Source organism: Paenibacillus sp. AR247, from assembly GCF_002968895.1.
GTDB classification, from domain to species: domain Bacteria; phylum Bacillota; class Bacilli; order Paenibacillales; family Paenibacillaceae; genus Paenibacillus_AQ; species Paenibacillus_AQ favisporus.
This window is the reverse complement of the sequence record NZ_PCZT01000009.1, coordinates 1461040-1476724: the sequence shown is the minus strand read 5'-3', so window position 1 is coordinate 1476724 and position 15685 is coordinate 1461040. Positions and strand designations below refer to the sequence as shown.

The window sequence follows — 15685 nt, the reverse complement described above, 5'->3', positions numbered from 1 at the left end:
GCCCACGACGACGGATGACGGCGAGACCAGCCCGGCACGGATGGCGGCATCGCCGATGATAAGACCGCCGATGACGGTCAAGGTCTGGCCGATCGTGGTGGGCAGCCGGATGCCGGCCTCGCGGAAGATCTCAAACAGGAGGAGCAGCAGAAACAGCTCCATCTGTGCGGAAAAGGGCAGGCCCAGACGGGTCACCGAAATCGTCGCCATCATCCGGTACGGAAGCTGGTCCTGGTGAAACGCGGTCAAGGCCACCCAGAATCCCGGCAGAGCTACGGACAAGACGAGACTGAGCACGCGGATCAGCCGGACAAAGGAGATGTAAATGTAATTAAAGTGGATGTCCTCCGGCGATTTCATAAGCAGGGACAGCGAGCCAGGACCAGTAAGCACCATCGGATTGCCGTCTACGATGATGACGAATCTCCCGTTGATCAACGAGCTGACCGCGTAATCCGGACGGCCCGTAAAATCGATCAGCGGCAGCAGGGAGTATTTCGAGTCGGACAGCAGTTCCTCGAGCTGGCTGGCCGTATACAATCCGTCCATGTCGATTTTAGACATCCGCTTTTTAACCTCCTCCAGAAGCTTAGGCGAGATGATGTCTTCAATGTAAAGGAGAGATACCCGCGTCCGTGTGCGTCTGCCCATCACAAACGTTTCGTTGCAGAGCGTGGTGCTGCGGATCCGCTTGCGGATCAGTGCGACGTTGGTGCTGATATCTTCGGTAAAACCGTCTTTCGGGCCTTTGACGGAAATTTCGGTCGTAGACTCCTCCGGTGTCCGTTTAGGCATGTTGCTGATGTCCATAGTATACAGCTCGTTGGTATGCGGGAGGAACAGGACGACACTCCCCTGAAAGACGGCTTCCTCTATCGCACTGCTGGGAGCGTTCGTCTTTAGCAGGCTTAACGGCAGCTTGCCGGCAAGCAGTTCGCCTTTTTTGGATGGGAGGCCGTCTTTCTCATACATGTCGTAGAGCTCCGGCAGAATGACTTTGCCGAGCAGCGATGACTCGCATAGACCATCGGCAAAGACCAGGACGATCTCAGAATAAGGATTGGACTTGCTGAGCCGGTGCATTTGGACCTTGATATCGGCGCTTTTGGCAAATAAATCGTTCAGCCTACTAAAATTCCAAAGCCTCGGTTCATCCGAGGAGTCGTCATCGGAGCTGCCTTTCTGAGGATTGTTATCATCCGAATTGGTGCTCTCTGATGTTTTGTCATCGGTATCCCCATTTTTTCGCTGATTATTCCCCTGCTCGGAATCGCTAACGTTCCGGTTGTCCTCTGGATTGTCGGAAAGCGGCTCGCCATTCTCCTCGCCTGTTTCTTCTGGAGCCTGGTCCGGTGAATTGCCGCTGCGTTTACCTTGATCCCTGTTTTTTCCGCGCTCTTGGCTTTGCTTTCCACTATTACCGTTGTGCGCATGACTTTCTTCTTTGCGATCATCCGATGGATCGTGATCCCCTTGGGGCAAGTAATTTTTATTTTCAGTATCCGTCATGTCGTACGCTCCCTTCTTTTATTCGGAATGAAGGAGATGCCAACGCATATCAGGGAGTACGAGATTCCCAATATCAAGGAAGCCGGAAAATAATACCGGTACATCATGTTGTAAAAGTCCTGCTGGCTGTACGGAAACATACATAACACGATGTAACTGAACGTTAGGGCGATGATAAATCGGCCCCGCATCGTTTGGTTGGAGAAGGGCATGATGTCCGCAAGCAGAAACAAAGACAGGCTAATTCGAATCGATGAACCGGCAAGCCATTGGTACACCGAGAAAAAGTCCACATGCTCTACATAATCACCGATTTTGACCAGCCGCCACTGTTCATAAGGAGAAGTGGCCTGCTTGGCTGCTTCGACTGGCCCAAACTCGGTGATGGCTCCTATGACGGGTCCGAGCGTAATCCATACCATCAGCAGTGTGAACACGATCATGTGCCACGGCTTCGTGTTCGACCGGATCCGGTGCTGCATCGTCAAGATGACGATCAGTTCGATAAACGCCCCTCCCGCATACAGCATGCCATGAACAGGCGGTACCCACCCGTGCTCCATTAGGGGTAACAACATCTTATAATTTTTATGAGCGCTGTTGGACACCGAGACGAAAATCCCCAGAACGACGACGATCGGCAGCAGGACGCCCGCTCCGATTGCCATGGAGCGCAGACCTGTTTTGGCCCCGTACAGGCAGACCAGTGCCAGGGCGGTTACGAGCACCAGCTTTGGGGTGGCCGGCAGGTAATTGGTGATGGTCCAGGTGGAGGTGTGAAGCAGCGTGAGGCCTCCTATGGTGTACAAATACAGGCACATCGGAACCATGAGAACCCAGGAAATCCATGGTTTTGTCCGTTCGGCAAGCCAGGGCTGCAGCTTGCGGTTACCGGATCTCTTCATGAACCAGACGAGCAGCAGCGACCAGGGCACGTAAATGAGCGCAGCCATGAGGACGGAAACCCAGGCATCCCGGCCTGATGCATCCAAAATCATGGGATTGACGATGACATGACTGGTTAGCCCATTCGTCAGCATGAGGATCATACAGATATGGGAGAAATTCATTCGATTGACAGAACCCATTATGCTTATCACTCTATTCCGGGTAGCTTTAATTTAGATAAAGGGTAGTATGGTAAAGAACGGTGGATTTTATGTATTTACATCGATATTTTCAAAAAATCGGGGTGAAATCGGAGGGATAGTGCGGACATTCTTCTAAAAAAAGACCGTGCCAATACCGGCACGGCCTGTTCCAATTATTTTATTCCTTCCGCAGCAGCGCTTCGCCTGCAATGCCCGGATTGGTCATTTGGTAAGGATCAAGGATGATGTTCAGCTCTTCTTCCGTCAGCACGTTGTACAGCAGGCACAGCTCTCGAACCGACTTGCCGGTCGTGATCGCTTCGCGCGCAATGCGGGATACGACTTCGTAGCCGAGGTGCGGATTCAGTGCCGTAATGATGCCGACGCTGTTCTCAACATATTCCCTGCACCGCTCCACATTAGCCTGAATGCCCTCGACGCAGTGCTCGCGGAACACGCGGAAGCCCTGATTCATAATTTCCAGCGATTGCAGCAGGTTGTAGACGAGAACCGGCTCCATGACGTTCAGCTCCAACTGGCCAGCTTCGGATGCCAGGCAGATCGTATGGTCGTTACCGATCACCTGGAACGCGATTTGATTGATAACCTCGCACATGACCGGATTGACCTTCCCCGGCATAATGGAGGAACCCGGCTGGCGTGAAGGGAGAGAAAGTTCCCCAAGTCCTGCCCGTGGGCCGGAAGCCATCAGCCGGATATCGTTGGCGACTTTGGACATGTTCATCATGCAAATTTTTAAAGCGGCGGACACCTCGGTATAGGCGTCGGTATTCTGGGTGGCATCGACAAGATGATCCGCTGCCTGCACCGGAAAACCGCTGAGTTCTGCCAGAATTTCGGCCACGCGCTTGATGTAGGTCAAATCGGCATTGAGGCCTGTACCGACCGCCGTTGCGCCCATGTTAATATGCAGCAGGTTGTTCTTGGTGGCTTTGACCCGCTCAATGTCACGGCCCAGCACGCGGGCGTATGCCTGGAATTCCTGCCCGAGACGGATCGGAACGGCGTCCTGCAGATGGGTTCGGCCCATCTTGATCACCGCATCAAACTCGTTTGCTTTATCGACGAAGGCCTGGTGCAGATCGGTCATGGTCGCCACGAGCTTGTCAATCATGGTCAGTGTCGCCAGATGGACGCGTCGGAACGATCGTTGGTCGATTGCGCCATGTTGACATGGTTGTTTGGGCTGATATCGGCGTAGCTGCCTTTTTCCTTGCCCATCAATTCCAGAGCCCGGTTCGCAATCACTTCGTTCGTATTCATATTTATCGATGTACCGGCGCCGCCCTGGATCGGATCCACGATAAATTGGTCGAGCCACTCACCGCCAATGATCTCATCTGCGGCTTGTACAATGGCCTCACCTTTGGCTGGAAGCAGCCGTTTGATTTCCATATTAGCCAATGCTGCAGCCTTTTTGACCATGGCCATCGACCGGATCAATTCAGGATGCAGACGCTGTCCGGTAATCGGAAAGTTCTCCTTTGCGCGCAGGGTTTGAATGCCGTAGTATGCATGGTTGGGAACTTCTTTGGTGCCTAGAAAATCTTTTTCCAATCTCATGAAAATCAATCCTCCGGGTATCTGTACTGATAAGTCATAGAGCCGCATGTAAACGCTGTGATTTGTCGGACTCGCTACCATTATACGCTGGTTGTCTTCAAATTTGCTAGTTTATTGTCAACGAGGAGTGTAAAGATCATTCATTTGTCCACTGAAAACGGACGATACGGACCTGGGGGACGGTGAATGACGTACTTCTACACACATACGTTTGAGCTTTGTATTGGTGGCAAGGCTTTCTTAGAAGGAGCTTTTACACTTCGCACAGCTTGGCATAAAAAAGAGGAGGCGTATCATGTTCATAGTCTGGGAGTCGGCGGTCGTAGCGCTGGCAGGTATCCTGCTGCTACGGATCAGCGGCCGCAAGTCGATTTCCAGATGACGGTTGGGAACTGGAAAAGATTTTGAAGGCCAATTTCCCGCAGATGCATGTTCCCGAGTCTCCGGAGGAGAGGAACATGTTCAGAGAAGTCATTGACAATGCCGACCAACCGATCGTTCAGGACCGTCTTCATTAACATACCCGGAGGATGGCCGTTTATGATTCGTCACATCGAAGAATTGGTGAACAAGCCAAAAAGCCCGGGTATGCGAACAAGCATACACGGGCTTCTCTATAAAAAATAAGCGTATAAATCGGTTAAACGGAATGCGGAACCTTCACGTCAGGATTTACGTCGGCTTCATAATCGACACCATCCGTCTCAAAGCCGAACAGCTGGAAGAATTCGCGGCGGTACCCATGAAGATCGGTCAGATCATAGATGTTGTCCGATGTGATGCTGTTCCAGATGTCGGCGACTTCAGCCTGCACATCTTCGCGGAGCTCCCAGTCGTCGATGCGGATTCTGCCGACTTCATCAACAGGCGTTTCGCCGCCGGTATACAGACGGTCGGTAAACAAGCGGTACGTCTGCTCGATGCATCCTTCGTGGATGCCTTTTTCTTTCATGACCTTGTACAAGGCGGAGATGTACAGCGGCACGACCGGGATCGCCGAACTGGATTGGGTCACCAGCCCTTTGCTGACAACGACATAAGCGCGTCCGTTTTTGGCTGCCAGCTGGTCGTTCAGCTTCAGCGCAGTGGCTTCCAGGTGATCCTTGGCTTTGCCGATGGAGCCTTCTCGGTACACGGCCTGGGTGATGTCCGAACCGATGTAGGAGAAGGAAATGGTGGCGGCTCCGTCGGCCAGCACGCCGCCCTGCTCCAGTGCATCGATCCACAGCTGCCAGTCGTCCCCGCCCATGACCGCAATCGTACCGCGGACTTCTTCTTCCGTAGCGGGTTCAATGGTCACTTCGCTGATTTCGCCGGTGTGGAAGTTGACGGTTTTATTCGTATAGGGCTTACCCAGCGGTTTAAGGGTGGAATTGTACACTTCGCCGGTGACCGGATCGGTTCTCCGGGCGGATGCCACACTGTACACCACCAGGTCGACCTGACCGAGTTCGGAACGGATCAATTCCACCGTTTTCTCCTTCGTTTCTGTCGAGAAGGCGTCCCCTGTCACGCTGAAAGATTTAAGCCCGGCCGCTTCAGCTGCTTGTTCAAACGCGGCGGAATTGTACCATCCGGCGGAGGCTGTCCGTTTCTCGGAACCGCTGCTTGGGCGGTATACGCCTACGGTATTCGCTCCGGCCCCGAATGCAGCTGTGATGCGTGCCGCCAAGCCATAGCCGGTCGACGCGCCGATCACGAGCACGTTTTTTGGCCCTTGGACGGCCGGCTTGGATTTGACGTAATCGATTTGGGCTTGGACCTGCGCAGCGCATCCTACAGGATGTGCCGTCGTGCAGATAAAGCCCCGGGTTCTTGGTTTGATGATCATGTGAATGATTATCCTCTCTTTTTAAAGTAAAGTATCGTTTGTTTGGAGTCTGGTTTTATGTATCCCATACAACAGCCATGAGGAAACTCCTTTAATGATATTATATCTAAAAACCGAAATACAAGGGTTTAAGCGGTGAATGGTAGAAGCGGAGAGATTTCGGGATGTCCAGCCATTTGACAATGAGAATCATTATCAAGTAAGATGGATACAGTCCGGAAATCACGGAGCCGACATGAGGCGATGATTCCGCAGGAATACAGCAACCATATCGATTGACGGGAGGAACCACCTATGTTTATTCAATTGAGAACAATGGCTGTGCAAAAAGGGTACAGCGAACAGGTTGCCGCCAGATTCACCAAGGACGGCCCGATGGACGAGATGAACGGATTGATCGACAGAACGGTCATGGTCAATACCCGTGGAAGAGAGCAGGACGAAGTCGTCGTCTTGATCCGCTGGGAGTCCCAGGAAGATTGGAAAAATTGGGAGAAAAGCGACGCGCATCTTCAAGGTCATCGCGACAAGAAGGGCCAGGAGCCGCCAGCCTATATGATTAGCACGACCGTCAAAATGTATGAAGTGCAGGCGGTGAAGCCGGGCAAGGCTTCTTCCAGCACCAATTAATATCGTACACAAGAAAAAACCGCCTCTAATGGCGGTTTTTTGTGGCCTTCACGATTATTCTGGGGCGTCCTCTCCGGCCGGCTCTGCAGTTGCTGCACGGACTCTGTGCCCGTAAATCCGGTACAGTACAATTCCGAATAGCGTTCCAGCCAGCGACATGCCGGATATCGTCAGAAACAGTGTCCTCCCGCCGAATGCCTCATACAGCGCACCGCCAGCAAAGGAAGCGATAATGCCGGAAACCCCGAAGAACAGCAGCGCCAGCACCGTCTGCCCGGTTGCCCGCCATTCGACCGGAACGATGCGGTACAGGTACTGAATGGCGGCGGAATAAAAGACCGGAAAGGTGAGCAGCTGCAGTAACTGCAAATAGGCGAGGAGATGCGGATCCTCTATCCAGGCCGATACGAAAAAGCGTATAAAGTAAAAAAATCCCGAAAAGGCGATCAGCATCAGCTCGCTGCCTTTGCGGAGCCACCAGAAGCTCAAGGCGAACACGACGATCTCGCTTCCGGCTGCCAGAAACCAGGCTTGTCCCACCAGGCTGGCCGTCCCGCCCAACTCCTTGATGTAAACTCCTAAATAAGTATCGTTCATCCGCGCGGGGATCGAGCTGATAAAGACCAGGATGAGAAAGAGCAGAGTTTCTCTGCTGCTGAGAAAATGCTTCAGGCTGGAAAGGGTGACCGGTTTGCCCGACACCGGAGCGTCCGGCATGAACAGCGTAATGACAAAGCTGACCAGCCCGATGGCCCCAAACAAATACGCCAGGCTGTGCGCGCCGTACGAAGTCATGAAATAGCCTGCGAACAATGACATCACTGCATAGCCAAGCGCCCCGTAGGTGCGAAGCGAGCCGTAGCTGATCCCCGCCGATTCGGCGACGCGGAAATTCAGGCTTTCCGTCAGCGGATCAACCGGCATTAGAAAAAAGTAGGTAAGCATGGCAAACAGGATGATCAAGCTGTACGTGCCGGTATGATACAGGACAAAGCCAGTCATGATGGCGCAAACAAGAAGGAGCAGCAGCACTTTCCGGATCGTTTTGGTCCGGTCGCTGATCATCCCCCACAGCGGCTGGGCCACAATCGTGATAAATCCCCCCGTACCGACGATGAAGCCGATCTGGGAAGGCGATAGTCCCTGCTCATCAAAATATACGGGAAGAAACGGGATGAAAATGGCCAGCAGGGCGAAAACAAAAATTAAACGCTTTAACAGGAGCGGAAGTTCTCATTGGTACATTAGATCCCTCACGTCATTTTGGAAATAGGTTGAATCGCGTTAGGACATTGTATCATGAATCTATCATTTTCTAAATCACCGATTTGTCACGGAAGGGGCGGACGTAGTATGGTAGACTAGAGTTACAGACTTCAACAACAGCGGGGGAAATGATGATTAAATTGGTATCTTGGAACGTGAACGGGCTTAGAGCCTGTGTCAATAAAGGTTTTATAGAATATGTAAAGCAAGTGGACGCGGACATCTTCTGCGTGCAGGAGACGAAGCTCCAGGAAGGGCAGATTTGCCTGGACGGCATGGACGAGTATTACCAATACTGGAACTACGCCGAGAAGAAGGGCTATTCCGGTACCGCCGTCTTTACCAAGCAGAAGCCGTTGTCCGTGTACTCCGGGCTGGAAGAGGACGGGGAGCCGGAAGGGAGAATCCTTACGCTCGAGTACGAAGGGTTTTACTTGGTCAACGTGTATACGCCCAACGCGCGCCGCGATCTGTCGAGACTGGATCTCCGGCTGGAATGGGAGGACCGGTTCAGAAGCTACATTCAGCAGCTGGATGCGCGGAAGCCTGTCATCATTTGCGGGGATCTAAATGTCGCCCATCAGGAAATCGACCTGAAGAATCCGAAGTCGAACCGTGAAAACTCGGGTTTTACTCCTCAGGAACGCGGGAAAATGACAGAACTGCTGAATACGGGGCTGATCGATACGTTCAGACATTTTTACCCGGAGCAGGAAGGCGCGTATACCTGGTGGTCCTACATGCCCAAAATCCGTGAGCGGAACGTGGGCTGGCGGATCGACTATTTTCTCGTATCGGAACGGCTTGCCCCGTCCCTGATTGACGCCCAGATCGATCATCTGATCCTGGGGAGCGATCATTGTCCGGTCAAGCTGCTGGTGGACGAAACGAAGCTGTAAACGGTGGATCTTGTCCTTGTAATCCGTCATCCCCTTGGCTCACTGCGGCAATAAACATCATCAGACATTGCAGCGGTGAGTGAGGGGCATGATCCTTTTTTAATATCATCCACAAAGATGGGGTGTTGACAATCCGGTAAACCGTATGCTACTTTATTTCTATAAATATAGAAATACGAAATCAGGAAGGAGGAGCAGATATGAACGAAGATGTGGAGTCCAAGCAAGCCGTAAAAATATACAAGGCACTGGGCGAACCGACACGTTTGAAAGTGGCAATGATCCTTTCCCGGGAAGGTGAAGCCTGCTGTTCCACGCTTGGGAGCAAGCTGGAATCCGTAGCGGACTCCACGCTGTCCCATCATCTGAAGCAGCTTGCAGAGAGCGGTCTGCTGGATTCCCGTAAGGAAGGCACCTTTATTTTCTACTGCCTGAACCGTGAGGTAGCGCAGAAATATGCGCCATTTCTGTTGAACTAATTTTTTTGTCCTTTATTTCTATGATTGTAGAAATACGAAAATATTATTCAAAGGAGTTTGATTGCATTTATGACCAGCACCTGGAAGATTTACATTTTGGCCATTATCAGCTTTTTGGTGGGTACCTCGGAATACATCGTTTCCGGTATTTTGGATAAAATTGCGGATTCGATGGGCATTACAGTCGTTGCCGCGGGCCAGCTGATTACCGTGTTCTCACTGACATACGCGATCGCTACGCCTGTTCTCATGGCCCTGACGGCAAGGTGGGACCGCCGCAGGCTGATGATCACGGCCCTTGGCATTTTCGTTGTCGCCAACATCTTGTCGTTCGTGCTGCCCGGATATGAACTGCTGCTGGCGTCACGTATACTGATGGCGCTTGGTGCGGGGATGGTCGTCGTCACGGCGCTTAGCATCGCCGCCAAAATTGCGCCTGAAGGTAAACAGGCTGGTTCTTTGGCCACCGTCATCATGGGCTTTACAGCTTCGCTCATCATCGGTGTGCCACTCGGAAGAATGGTCGCGGCTGCTTTTGGCTGGAAAGCGGTATTTATCGGGATTGCTCTGCTCGGCATTGTCGCGATGCTCATCATTTCGGTGACCATCCCGCGGATTCAGGGAGACGCGCATGTGCCCCTTCGGCAGCAGTTTTCCCTTCTGAAAAATCCGAAAGTCGCGCTGGGCCTGTCTATCAGTTTCTTTTGGCTGGGCGGCTACTCGGTGGCTTACACGTATTTGTCCCCTTATTTGCTTCAAATATCCGGATTGCAGGAAAGCCTGCTGAGCACGGCCTTGTTAGCTTTTGGCATCGCCAGCCTGGTCGGCTCAAAAGTGGGAGGCTTCAGTGCCGATAAGAAAGGGGTGACCTTCACCCTATTGAGCGGGATGACTCTTCACGTGATCGCTCTTATTCTGCTCAGTCTGGCCGGCCACTCGGCGTTCGCCGTGTTCGCCATCCTGATCTTGTGGTCATTCGCCGCATGGTCGACAGGACCGGCACAGCAGTACAATCTGGTGACGATTAAGCCGGAATCCTCCGGTGTCATGCTGGGGCTCAACCAATCGATGATGCAGCTGTCCATGGCGGCCGGCGCCGGCATCGGCGGCGTAGTCGTCTCGGGCGTCTCGCTGTCTGCGGTTACATGGATCGGGGCTGTGGGGGTACTGGTTGCAATGCTGGCGCTGCTCGGCTTGAATCAGCTGTCGGCACGGCGAAAGGTTGTTTGCCCGCGCGGAACACCGGCTCGACGGTGCCGTCCGGCAGTTCACCGTCAATGTCCAATTGGTCCGAACCGATCATGAAATCGACGTGCGTCAGGCTGACGTTGCCGCCTTTGGCGAGCAGCTCCTCTTTGCTCAGCTTGGTTCCGCCCTCGATATTGACCGGATAGCAGCTTCCAAGCGCGAAATGGCAGGAAGCATTTTCGTCCACGCCTGTATTGTAGAAGACACGGTTCATGAGCGAAATCGGGGAGTCATGCGGCACCAGCGCCATCTCGCCGAGGTAGGACGCGCCTTCATCCGTTTCCAGCAGCGATGTCAGGTGCTCGCGGCCCGAAACGGCGTCGTATTCCGTCACTTTTCCGTCTTTGAAGGTTAACTTGATGCCTTCCACCAGCCGGCCGTTCAGGTTGAGCGGAAGCGTGCTGGATACCGTTCCGTGGACTCCGGTCCGCAGCGGCATCGTGTAGATTTCCTCCGTCGGCATGTTCGCCACAAAATACACGCCGTCCTCCTTCAAATCCCCGCCGCCGAGCCACAAATGCCCTTCCGGCATCTCGACCCGCAGGTCGGTGCCTGGAGCACGGTAGTGCAGGCTCTTATACCGCTTGTCGTTCATGTACTGCTGCCGTTTTTTCAGCTCGGCGATATGATCCCGCCAGGCCTCGACCGGATCCCCGCTGTCGACGCGGTTCATGCGGAATACAGCTTCCCACATAGCCGGGACGCGTTCTTCTTCCGGCAAATCGGCGTAAACCTTGTTCGCCCAGGCGCGGGTCGGCGCCTTGATCAGCGACCAGCTGACCTTGTTGCTGCGTACGTAGGCCTGATACTTCTCGCGGGCCACCGCCGCCGCTTTCACGGCCGTCGATACTTTGGCGGAATCGATGCCGCGGAACAGCTCAGGGTCGGGCACCTTGATGTGCAGTACCGCGCCGCCACCTTCGGCGAGCTGCTCCATCATGTCGGCCTGCCACTTTGGATAATAAGCGAAAGAATCTTCAGGCGCTTGTTCATACCGGATGCGGGTCACCTTCTCGTCGTCCCAATCGACCTGAACGTATTTGGCGCCGGCCTCATAGGCTTTGGACACGATCTGCCGCGTGAAATCTACGGTTTCCAGCGGGGATTGCACAAGCAGCACCTGGCCGGGCTGGATGTTCACCCCGACCTTGATCACCAGTTCGGCGTATTTCTCCAGCATTTGTTCAAAATGATCCATAACTCAAGTTCCTCCATCATATGTAAAATGGCATTCCTGCCGAGAAAAGAATGTCTGTGTACCAGTGTATCTCTATCCATTTCCATGATGCAAGTTTATCGGGGCTTCCCGTCTTTTTCGAAAAACTTTTTTGCATGCCTACCCGAGTTTAGGTTTTTTAAGTTTCGGCTGATATCGTGTTTGTCATATGAAGGAAGGGAGAATGGACATGAACAAAGCGGTAAAAAACGTGCTGATCATTTGCGGATGCGTCATTGTGATCGGTGCGGGGGGGACTTATTTTTATCAAAAAAACGCCAGTGCGACGAAAACGGAAACGGCGACCATTACATATGCCGTCGAGAGGGGCGACTTGTCCAAAACGGTAACGTCTTCCGGCAATGTGGAAGCACCCGAATCGGTGAACCTGAGCTTCAGCGGAAACTCCAAAGTGACCAAGGTCAACGTAAGCGTCGGGGAAGCGGTGAAAAAGGGAGAGCTGCTTGCAACGATGGATGCAACGGCGCTGCAAAACGAGCTGCTATCAGCCCAGGCGAAGTATGACAGTGCAGTGGCGAAGCTGGACAGCATCCAGGCTGGGACGGACTCGGCTACCCTAAGCGAACAAAAAGCCCAGGTGTCCAAGGCGCAGTCCGACCTGGAAAACGCCAAGACGGCGCTTACGAACGCGAAAAAGGCGGCCAATGCATCGTACCTGCAGGCACAGGTGGACAAGGCCAAGGCTGCCGTCATCAGCACGCAAGCCAAGCTGGACGAAGCGAAGAAGGGGACGGACCCGTCCCAGATTTTATTCGCTCAAGTCGCGGCGGATAATGCCCAGAACGCTTATAAACAAGCGGTATCGCAGCAGAGTAATCTGGATCAGCTGAAAGAAGCGGTTACCAATGCCGAATCACAGGTGGATAGCGCGTCCCGCGCCTATGATCAGGCGGTTTCGCAGCTGGCCAAGCTGCAGGAAGGGCCGGCTGAAAGCGACGTGGCCAGTGCCAAAGCCGACGTGGCCATGGCACTCGCTGCCTTGAGCGACGCCAAGGCCAACGCTGCCGGGGCCAAAATTTATGCGCCGTATGACGGGATCATTTCCGCCGTGAACGCCAAGGTTGGGGAGACTGTTGCCGGCGACGCTGCTTCGGCCATCTCCATGTACTCAACCGGCGGAAGCTTCCGGATTTCGGCCTCCATTGACGATACCGATATCACCGATGTGAAGGTCGGCCAGGAAGTAAATATAACATTTGACGCGCTCACGGGCGTAACGCTGAAAGGCAAAGTCGTGTCCAAGGCGGTGCTCGGGGAAGCGCAGACCAGCGGCGTCGTGACGTTCCCGGTCGGCATTGAAATCACGGCGGGTCAAGATAACGCAGACAAGCTGATTCCGGGTATCAGCGCGACGATTGCCATTATTACCGACGGTAAGAAGGATGTATTGAAAGTTCCTGATGCGGCGATCAAGTCGTTTGGCGGACGGAAAATTGTCATGGTCGACAAAGGCGGCAAAGAGGAGCAGGTGGAAATTACGACCGGCCTTGATGACGGGGCGAATTCCGAAGTGCTGACCGGATTGTCCGAGGGCGACAAGGTAACCATTACGATGACGACGACAAAGACGAGCACCGGAACGAGCCAGGGAACCATGGGCGGCTTTGGCGGCATGGGCGGTATGGGCGGCTTCGGAGGCATGAACGGAGGCGGCGAGATGCGGCAGTTCAACCGCGGCGGCGGAACGGGTGGAACCGGAGGAACTGGCGGAGGCGGAGCACGCAGCGGCAGAATGGGAGGTGGCGGACAGTGATCACCTTTGATCAAGTGAAGAAAATCTATGCATCGGGCGAGAACGAGGTCCAGGCGCTGAAGGGCGTCACCCTTCAAATCGATGAGCGCGAGTTTGTCTCCATTATGGGACCGTCTGGTTCAGGAAAATCGACCATGATGAATGTGATCGGCTGTCTGGATAAACCGACTTCCGGCAAGTACATGCTGGACGGCATCGACATCGGCTCAGCATCGGCCAAGCAGCTGTCGGAGGTGCGCAACCGCAAGATCGGTTTTGTCTTTCAAAACTTTAACCTCCTCAAGCGAACCTCTGCCATTGAAAACGTCGAGCTTCCGATGCTGTATGCGGGCAAAAACAAAAAGGAGCGGCGGGAGAAGGCCGAGTACTGCCTTGAGCTGGTCGGCCTGAAAACCCGGATGCATCACAAGCCGAATGAGCTCTCCGGGGGACAGCAGCAGCGGGTGGCTATTGCCCGCGCCTTGAGCAACGACCCCGCCATTATTTTGGCGGACGAGCCGACGGGCAACTTGGATACGGCATCATCCGAGGAAATCATGGGCATATTCCGGAGACTGAACGAAAAGGGGCATACGATCGTCATCGTCACCCACGAACCGGACATCGCCGCCCATACGAAACGGGTTATTTGGTTTCGCGATGGCCTGATCGAGACGGACCGGCTGAATACGGAGCGTGAGCGGGTATGAATGTGGGGGAACTGCTGCGCATTTCAATCCGAAGCTTACGGTCCAACATGCTGCGCTCTTTCCTGACGATGCTTGGAATCATCATCGGCGTGGCGACCGTCATTGCCATGATTTCCATCGGTCAGGGAACGAGCAAGCAGGTGACGAGCCAAATCCAGAGCCTGGGTTCCAATCTGATCACGGTTACCGCAGGCTCGGGGTCGTCAACCGGCACAGCGGCAGGAGGCAACCAAGGCGGAAGCACGGGCACGCTGAACATTTCGGACGCTGACCCGATCTCCAAAATCGATACCGTGGAGTACGTCGCGCCGGTCTCGCAGGTGAGCGCGCAGCTGCTGAACGGATCGAACACGGCCTCCGCCACGATCATCGGCTCGACGCCGGGCTATGCCGACATCAAATCGTGGGAGACGGATATCGGTCGTTTCTTTACTGAGGATGAAGTCAATGACCGGGCAAAGGTCGTGGTCCTTGGCGCAACGACGGCGGAAACGCTATTTGGTGAAGCGGGCTTCGATGCGGTCGGCAGCATGATCAAAATCAACAACATCCCGTTTCGGGTCATCGGTGTGCTCAAAGCGAAGGGTTCTTCGGGTACGGTTGACCAGGACGACACCGTCATCGCGCCGATCACGACGATTCAGTCCCGGTTTCAGACCGGGAGCTCCCGGAGCAGTGTCCGGCAAATTTTGGTCGAAGCCAAATCTACCGACGTGATCAACAGCACCATGGCGCTGATCCAGTATACGATGCGCCAAAGCCATAAACTTGGCGGGGCCGACGATGATTTCAGGGTTCAAAGCCAGGAGGATGTCATGTCCTCCGCCGAAAGTGTCACCAAAACGCTGACCCTGTTTCTTGGCGGCGTGGCGGCGATATCCCTGCTGGTCGGCGGAATCGGCATCATGAATATCATGCTGGTGTCCGTTACGGAACGGACACGGGAGATCGGTATCCGAAAGGCGATCGGGGCCAAGGAAGGGACGATTCTATCGCAGTTCCTGTTTGAATCGGTCACCTTGGCTATCCTGGGCGGTGTGATCGGCGTTATCCTTGGCTTCGGCGGCTCCAAGTTCGTCGGCAAGCTGATGGACGTGACCACTGCGGTGTCCATGAACTCCGTGCTGCTTGCAGTCGGGTTCTCGGCCTGCATCGGCATCGTATTCGGCGTATTCCCGGCCAGACAGGCCGCGAAGCTGGATCCGATCGAGGCGCTGCGGTACGAATAGGCTACCGTTTGTGACGGACCGATTTATGTAAATCGAATACCAACCGACTCAAGAACATTACATCTTGGGTAGAAAAAAAGGGCATTTCACCGAATGATGTTCGGCGGAATGCCCTCTTGTCATTTTTGAAGCCGTTACCCGGCGTATTTGTGCTGCCGATACACGGCTTTTTAAGTTTCCCTTGGAAAACCTGGCCATACTGATGGCTGGTTTATCCCAGCTGTTTTTCCGCCGCATCCA

General features: G+C 54.0%; 12 protein-coding genes and 2 pseudogenes. 7 read left to right on the top strand and 7 right to left on the bottom strand.

Annotation, left to right across the window (positions count from 1 at the left end; all coding sequences use genetic code 11):
- The 4 genes and pseudogenes from CPT76_RS15050 to fabV all read right to left on the bottom strand — a co-directional run.
- The coding region (locus CPT76_RS15050) for a spore germination protein (RefSeq protein ID WP_105443469.1) at positions 1–1509 on the bottom strand (1509 nt) is incomplete at its 3' end.
- Entirely contained in the window at positions 1506–2597 is a 1092-nt protein-coding gene (locus CPT76_RS15045) for a GerAB/ArcD/ProY family transporter (RefSeq protein WP_105443468.1), read from the bottom strand. The genes CPT76_RS15050 and CPT76_RS15045, both read right to left, overlap by 4 nt.
- A gap of 181 nt (positions 2598–2778) precedes the next feature.
- A pseudogene (gene aspA / locus CPT76_RS15040) lies at positions 2779–4184 on the bottom strand (aspartate ammonia-lyase).
- A gap of 640 nt (positions 4185–4824) precedes the next feature.
- The gene (fabV, locus tag CPT76_RS15035) at positions 4825–6015 is read right to left on the bottom strand and encodes an enoyl-ACP reductase FabV (protein WP_105443467.1); all 1191 of its coding nucleotides are present in this window, start codon (positions 6013–6015) and stop codon (positions 4825–4827) included.
- Positions 6016–6309: 294 nt separating this feature from the next.
- Here fabV and CPT76_RS15030 point away from each other — a divergent pair, with 294 nt between their 5' ends.
- Positions 6310–6645 (top strand): antibiotic biosynthesis monooxygenase, encoded by a 336-nt coding sequence (locus CPT76_RS15030; protein ID WP_105443466.1) that lies wholly within the window; start codon positions 6310–6312, stop codon positions 6643–6645.
- Between the two features lie 54 nt (positions 6646–6699).
- Here CPT76_RS15030 and CPT76_RS15025 read toward each other — a convergent pair whose 3' ends face one another.
- Positions 6700–7821 carry an MFS transporter gene (locus CPT76_RS15025; protein ID WP_374954678.1) on the bottom strand — a complete coding sequence of 374 codons (1122 nt, stop codon included), beginning with the start codon at positions 7819–7821 and terminating at the stop codon, positions 6700–6702.
- Positions 7822–8045: 224 nt separating this feature from the next.
- Here CPT76_RS15025 and CPT76_RS15020 point away from each other — a divergent pair, with 224 nt between their 5' ends.
- From CPT76_RS15020 to CPT76_RS39755, 3 genes and pseudogenes are all read left to right on the top strand, one after another.
- Complete coding sequence (locus CPT76_RS15020; protein ID WP_105444095.1) at positions 8046–8810, top strand: exodeoxyribonuclease III; 765 nt, start codon at positions 8046–8048, stop codon at positions 8808–8810.
- A gap of 200 nt (positions 8811–9010) precedes the next feature.
- On the top strand, positions 9011–9289 hold the full coding sequence (locus tag CPT76_RS15015; protein ID WP_105443464.1) for an ArsR/SmtB family transcription factor: 279 nt from the start codon (positions 9011–9013) through the stop codon (positions 9287–9289).
- Positions 9290–9358: 69 nt separating this feature from the next.
- Positions 9359–10501: pseudogene (locus tag CPT76_RS39755) on the top strand (MFS transporter); the annotation flags it as partial.
- Here CPT76_RS39755 and CPT76_RS15005 read toward each other — a convergent pair.
- Complete coding sequence (locus CPT76_RS15005) at positions 10431–11735, bottom strand: aminopeptidase (protein WP_105443462.1); 1305 nt, start codon at positions 11733–11735, stop codon at positions 10431–10433. The pseudogene CPT76_RS39755 and the gene CPT76_RS15005 overlap by 71 nt on opposite strands.
- A 208-nt stretch (positions 11736–11943) precedes the next feature.
- On the opposite strand from CPT76_RS15005, the gene CPT76_RS15000 reads away from it, so the two are divergent.
- Genes CPT76_RS15000 through CPT76_RS14990 form a run of 3 tightly spaced genes read left to right on the top strand, consistent with a single transcriptional unit; the run spans position 11944 to position 15445 of the window.
- Complete coding sequence (locus CPT76_RS15000) at positions 11944–13527, top strand: efflux RND transporter periplasmic adaptor subunit (RefSeq protein WP_181152860.1); 1584 nt, start codon at positions 11944–11946, stop codon at positions 13525–13527.
- On the top strand, positions 13524–14216 hold the full coding sequence (locus tag CPT76_RS14995; RefSeq protein ID WP_076167516.1) for an ABC transporter ATP-binding protein: 693 nt from the start codon (positions 13524–13526) through the stop codon (positions 14214–14216). Before CPT76_RS15000 ends, CPT76_RS14995 begins: the two co-directional genes overlap by 4 nt.
- Positions 14213–15445, top strand: a complete 1233-nt coding sequence (locus CPT76_RS14990) for an ABC transporter permease (RefSeq protein ID WP_105443460.1) — start codon at positions 14213–14215, stop codon at positions 15443–15445. Before CPT76_RS14995 ends, CPT76_RS14990 begins: the two co-directional genes overlap by 4 nt.
- Positions 15446–15502: 57 nt before the next feature.
- On the opposite strand, the gene CPT76_RS38385 is transcribed toward CPT76_RS14990, so the two are convergent.
- The coding region (locus CPT76_RS38385) for a hypothetical protein (RefSeq protein WP_219845431.1) at positions 15503–15685 on the bottom strand (183 nt) is incomplete at its 5' end.

What these genes read in the sequence shown, in the direction of transcription:
- fabV (WP_105443467.1), bottom strand. Translation starts at nt 6,015, where the DNA reads ATGATCATCAAACCAAGAACCCGGGGCTTTATCTGCACGACGGCACAT.
- CPT76_RS15005 (WP_105443462.1), bottom strand. Translation starts at nt 11,735, where the DNA reads ATGGATCATTTTGAACAAATGCTGGAGAAATACGCCGAACTGGTGATC.
- CPT76_RS15000 (WP_181152860.1), top strand. Translation starts at nt 11,944, where the DNA reads ATGAACAAAGCGGTAAAAAACGTGCTGATCATTTGCGGATGCGTCATT.
- CPT76_RS15015 (WP_105443464.1), top strand. Translation starts at nt 9,011, where the DNA reads ATGAACGAAGATGTGGAGTCCAAGCAAGCCGTAAAAATATACAAGGCA.
- CPT76_RS14990 (WP_105443460.1), top strand. Translation starts at nt 14,213, where the DNA reads ATGAATGTGGGGGAACTGCTGCGCATTTCAATCCGAAGCTTACGGTCC.
- CPT76_RS15030 (WP_105443466.1), top strand. Translation starts at nt 6,310, where the DNA reads ATGTTTATTCAATTGAGAACAATGGCTGTGCAAAAAGGGTACAGCGAA.
- CPT76_RS15045 (WP_105443468.1), bottom strand. Translation starts at nt 2,597, where the DNA reads ATGGGTTCTGTCAATCGAATGAATTTCTCCCATATCTGTATGATCCTC.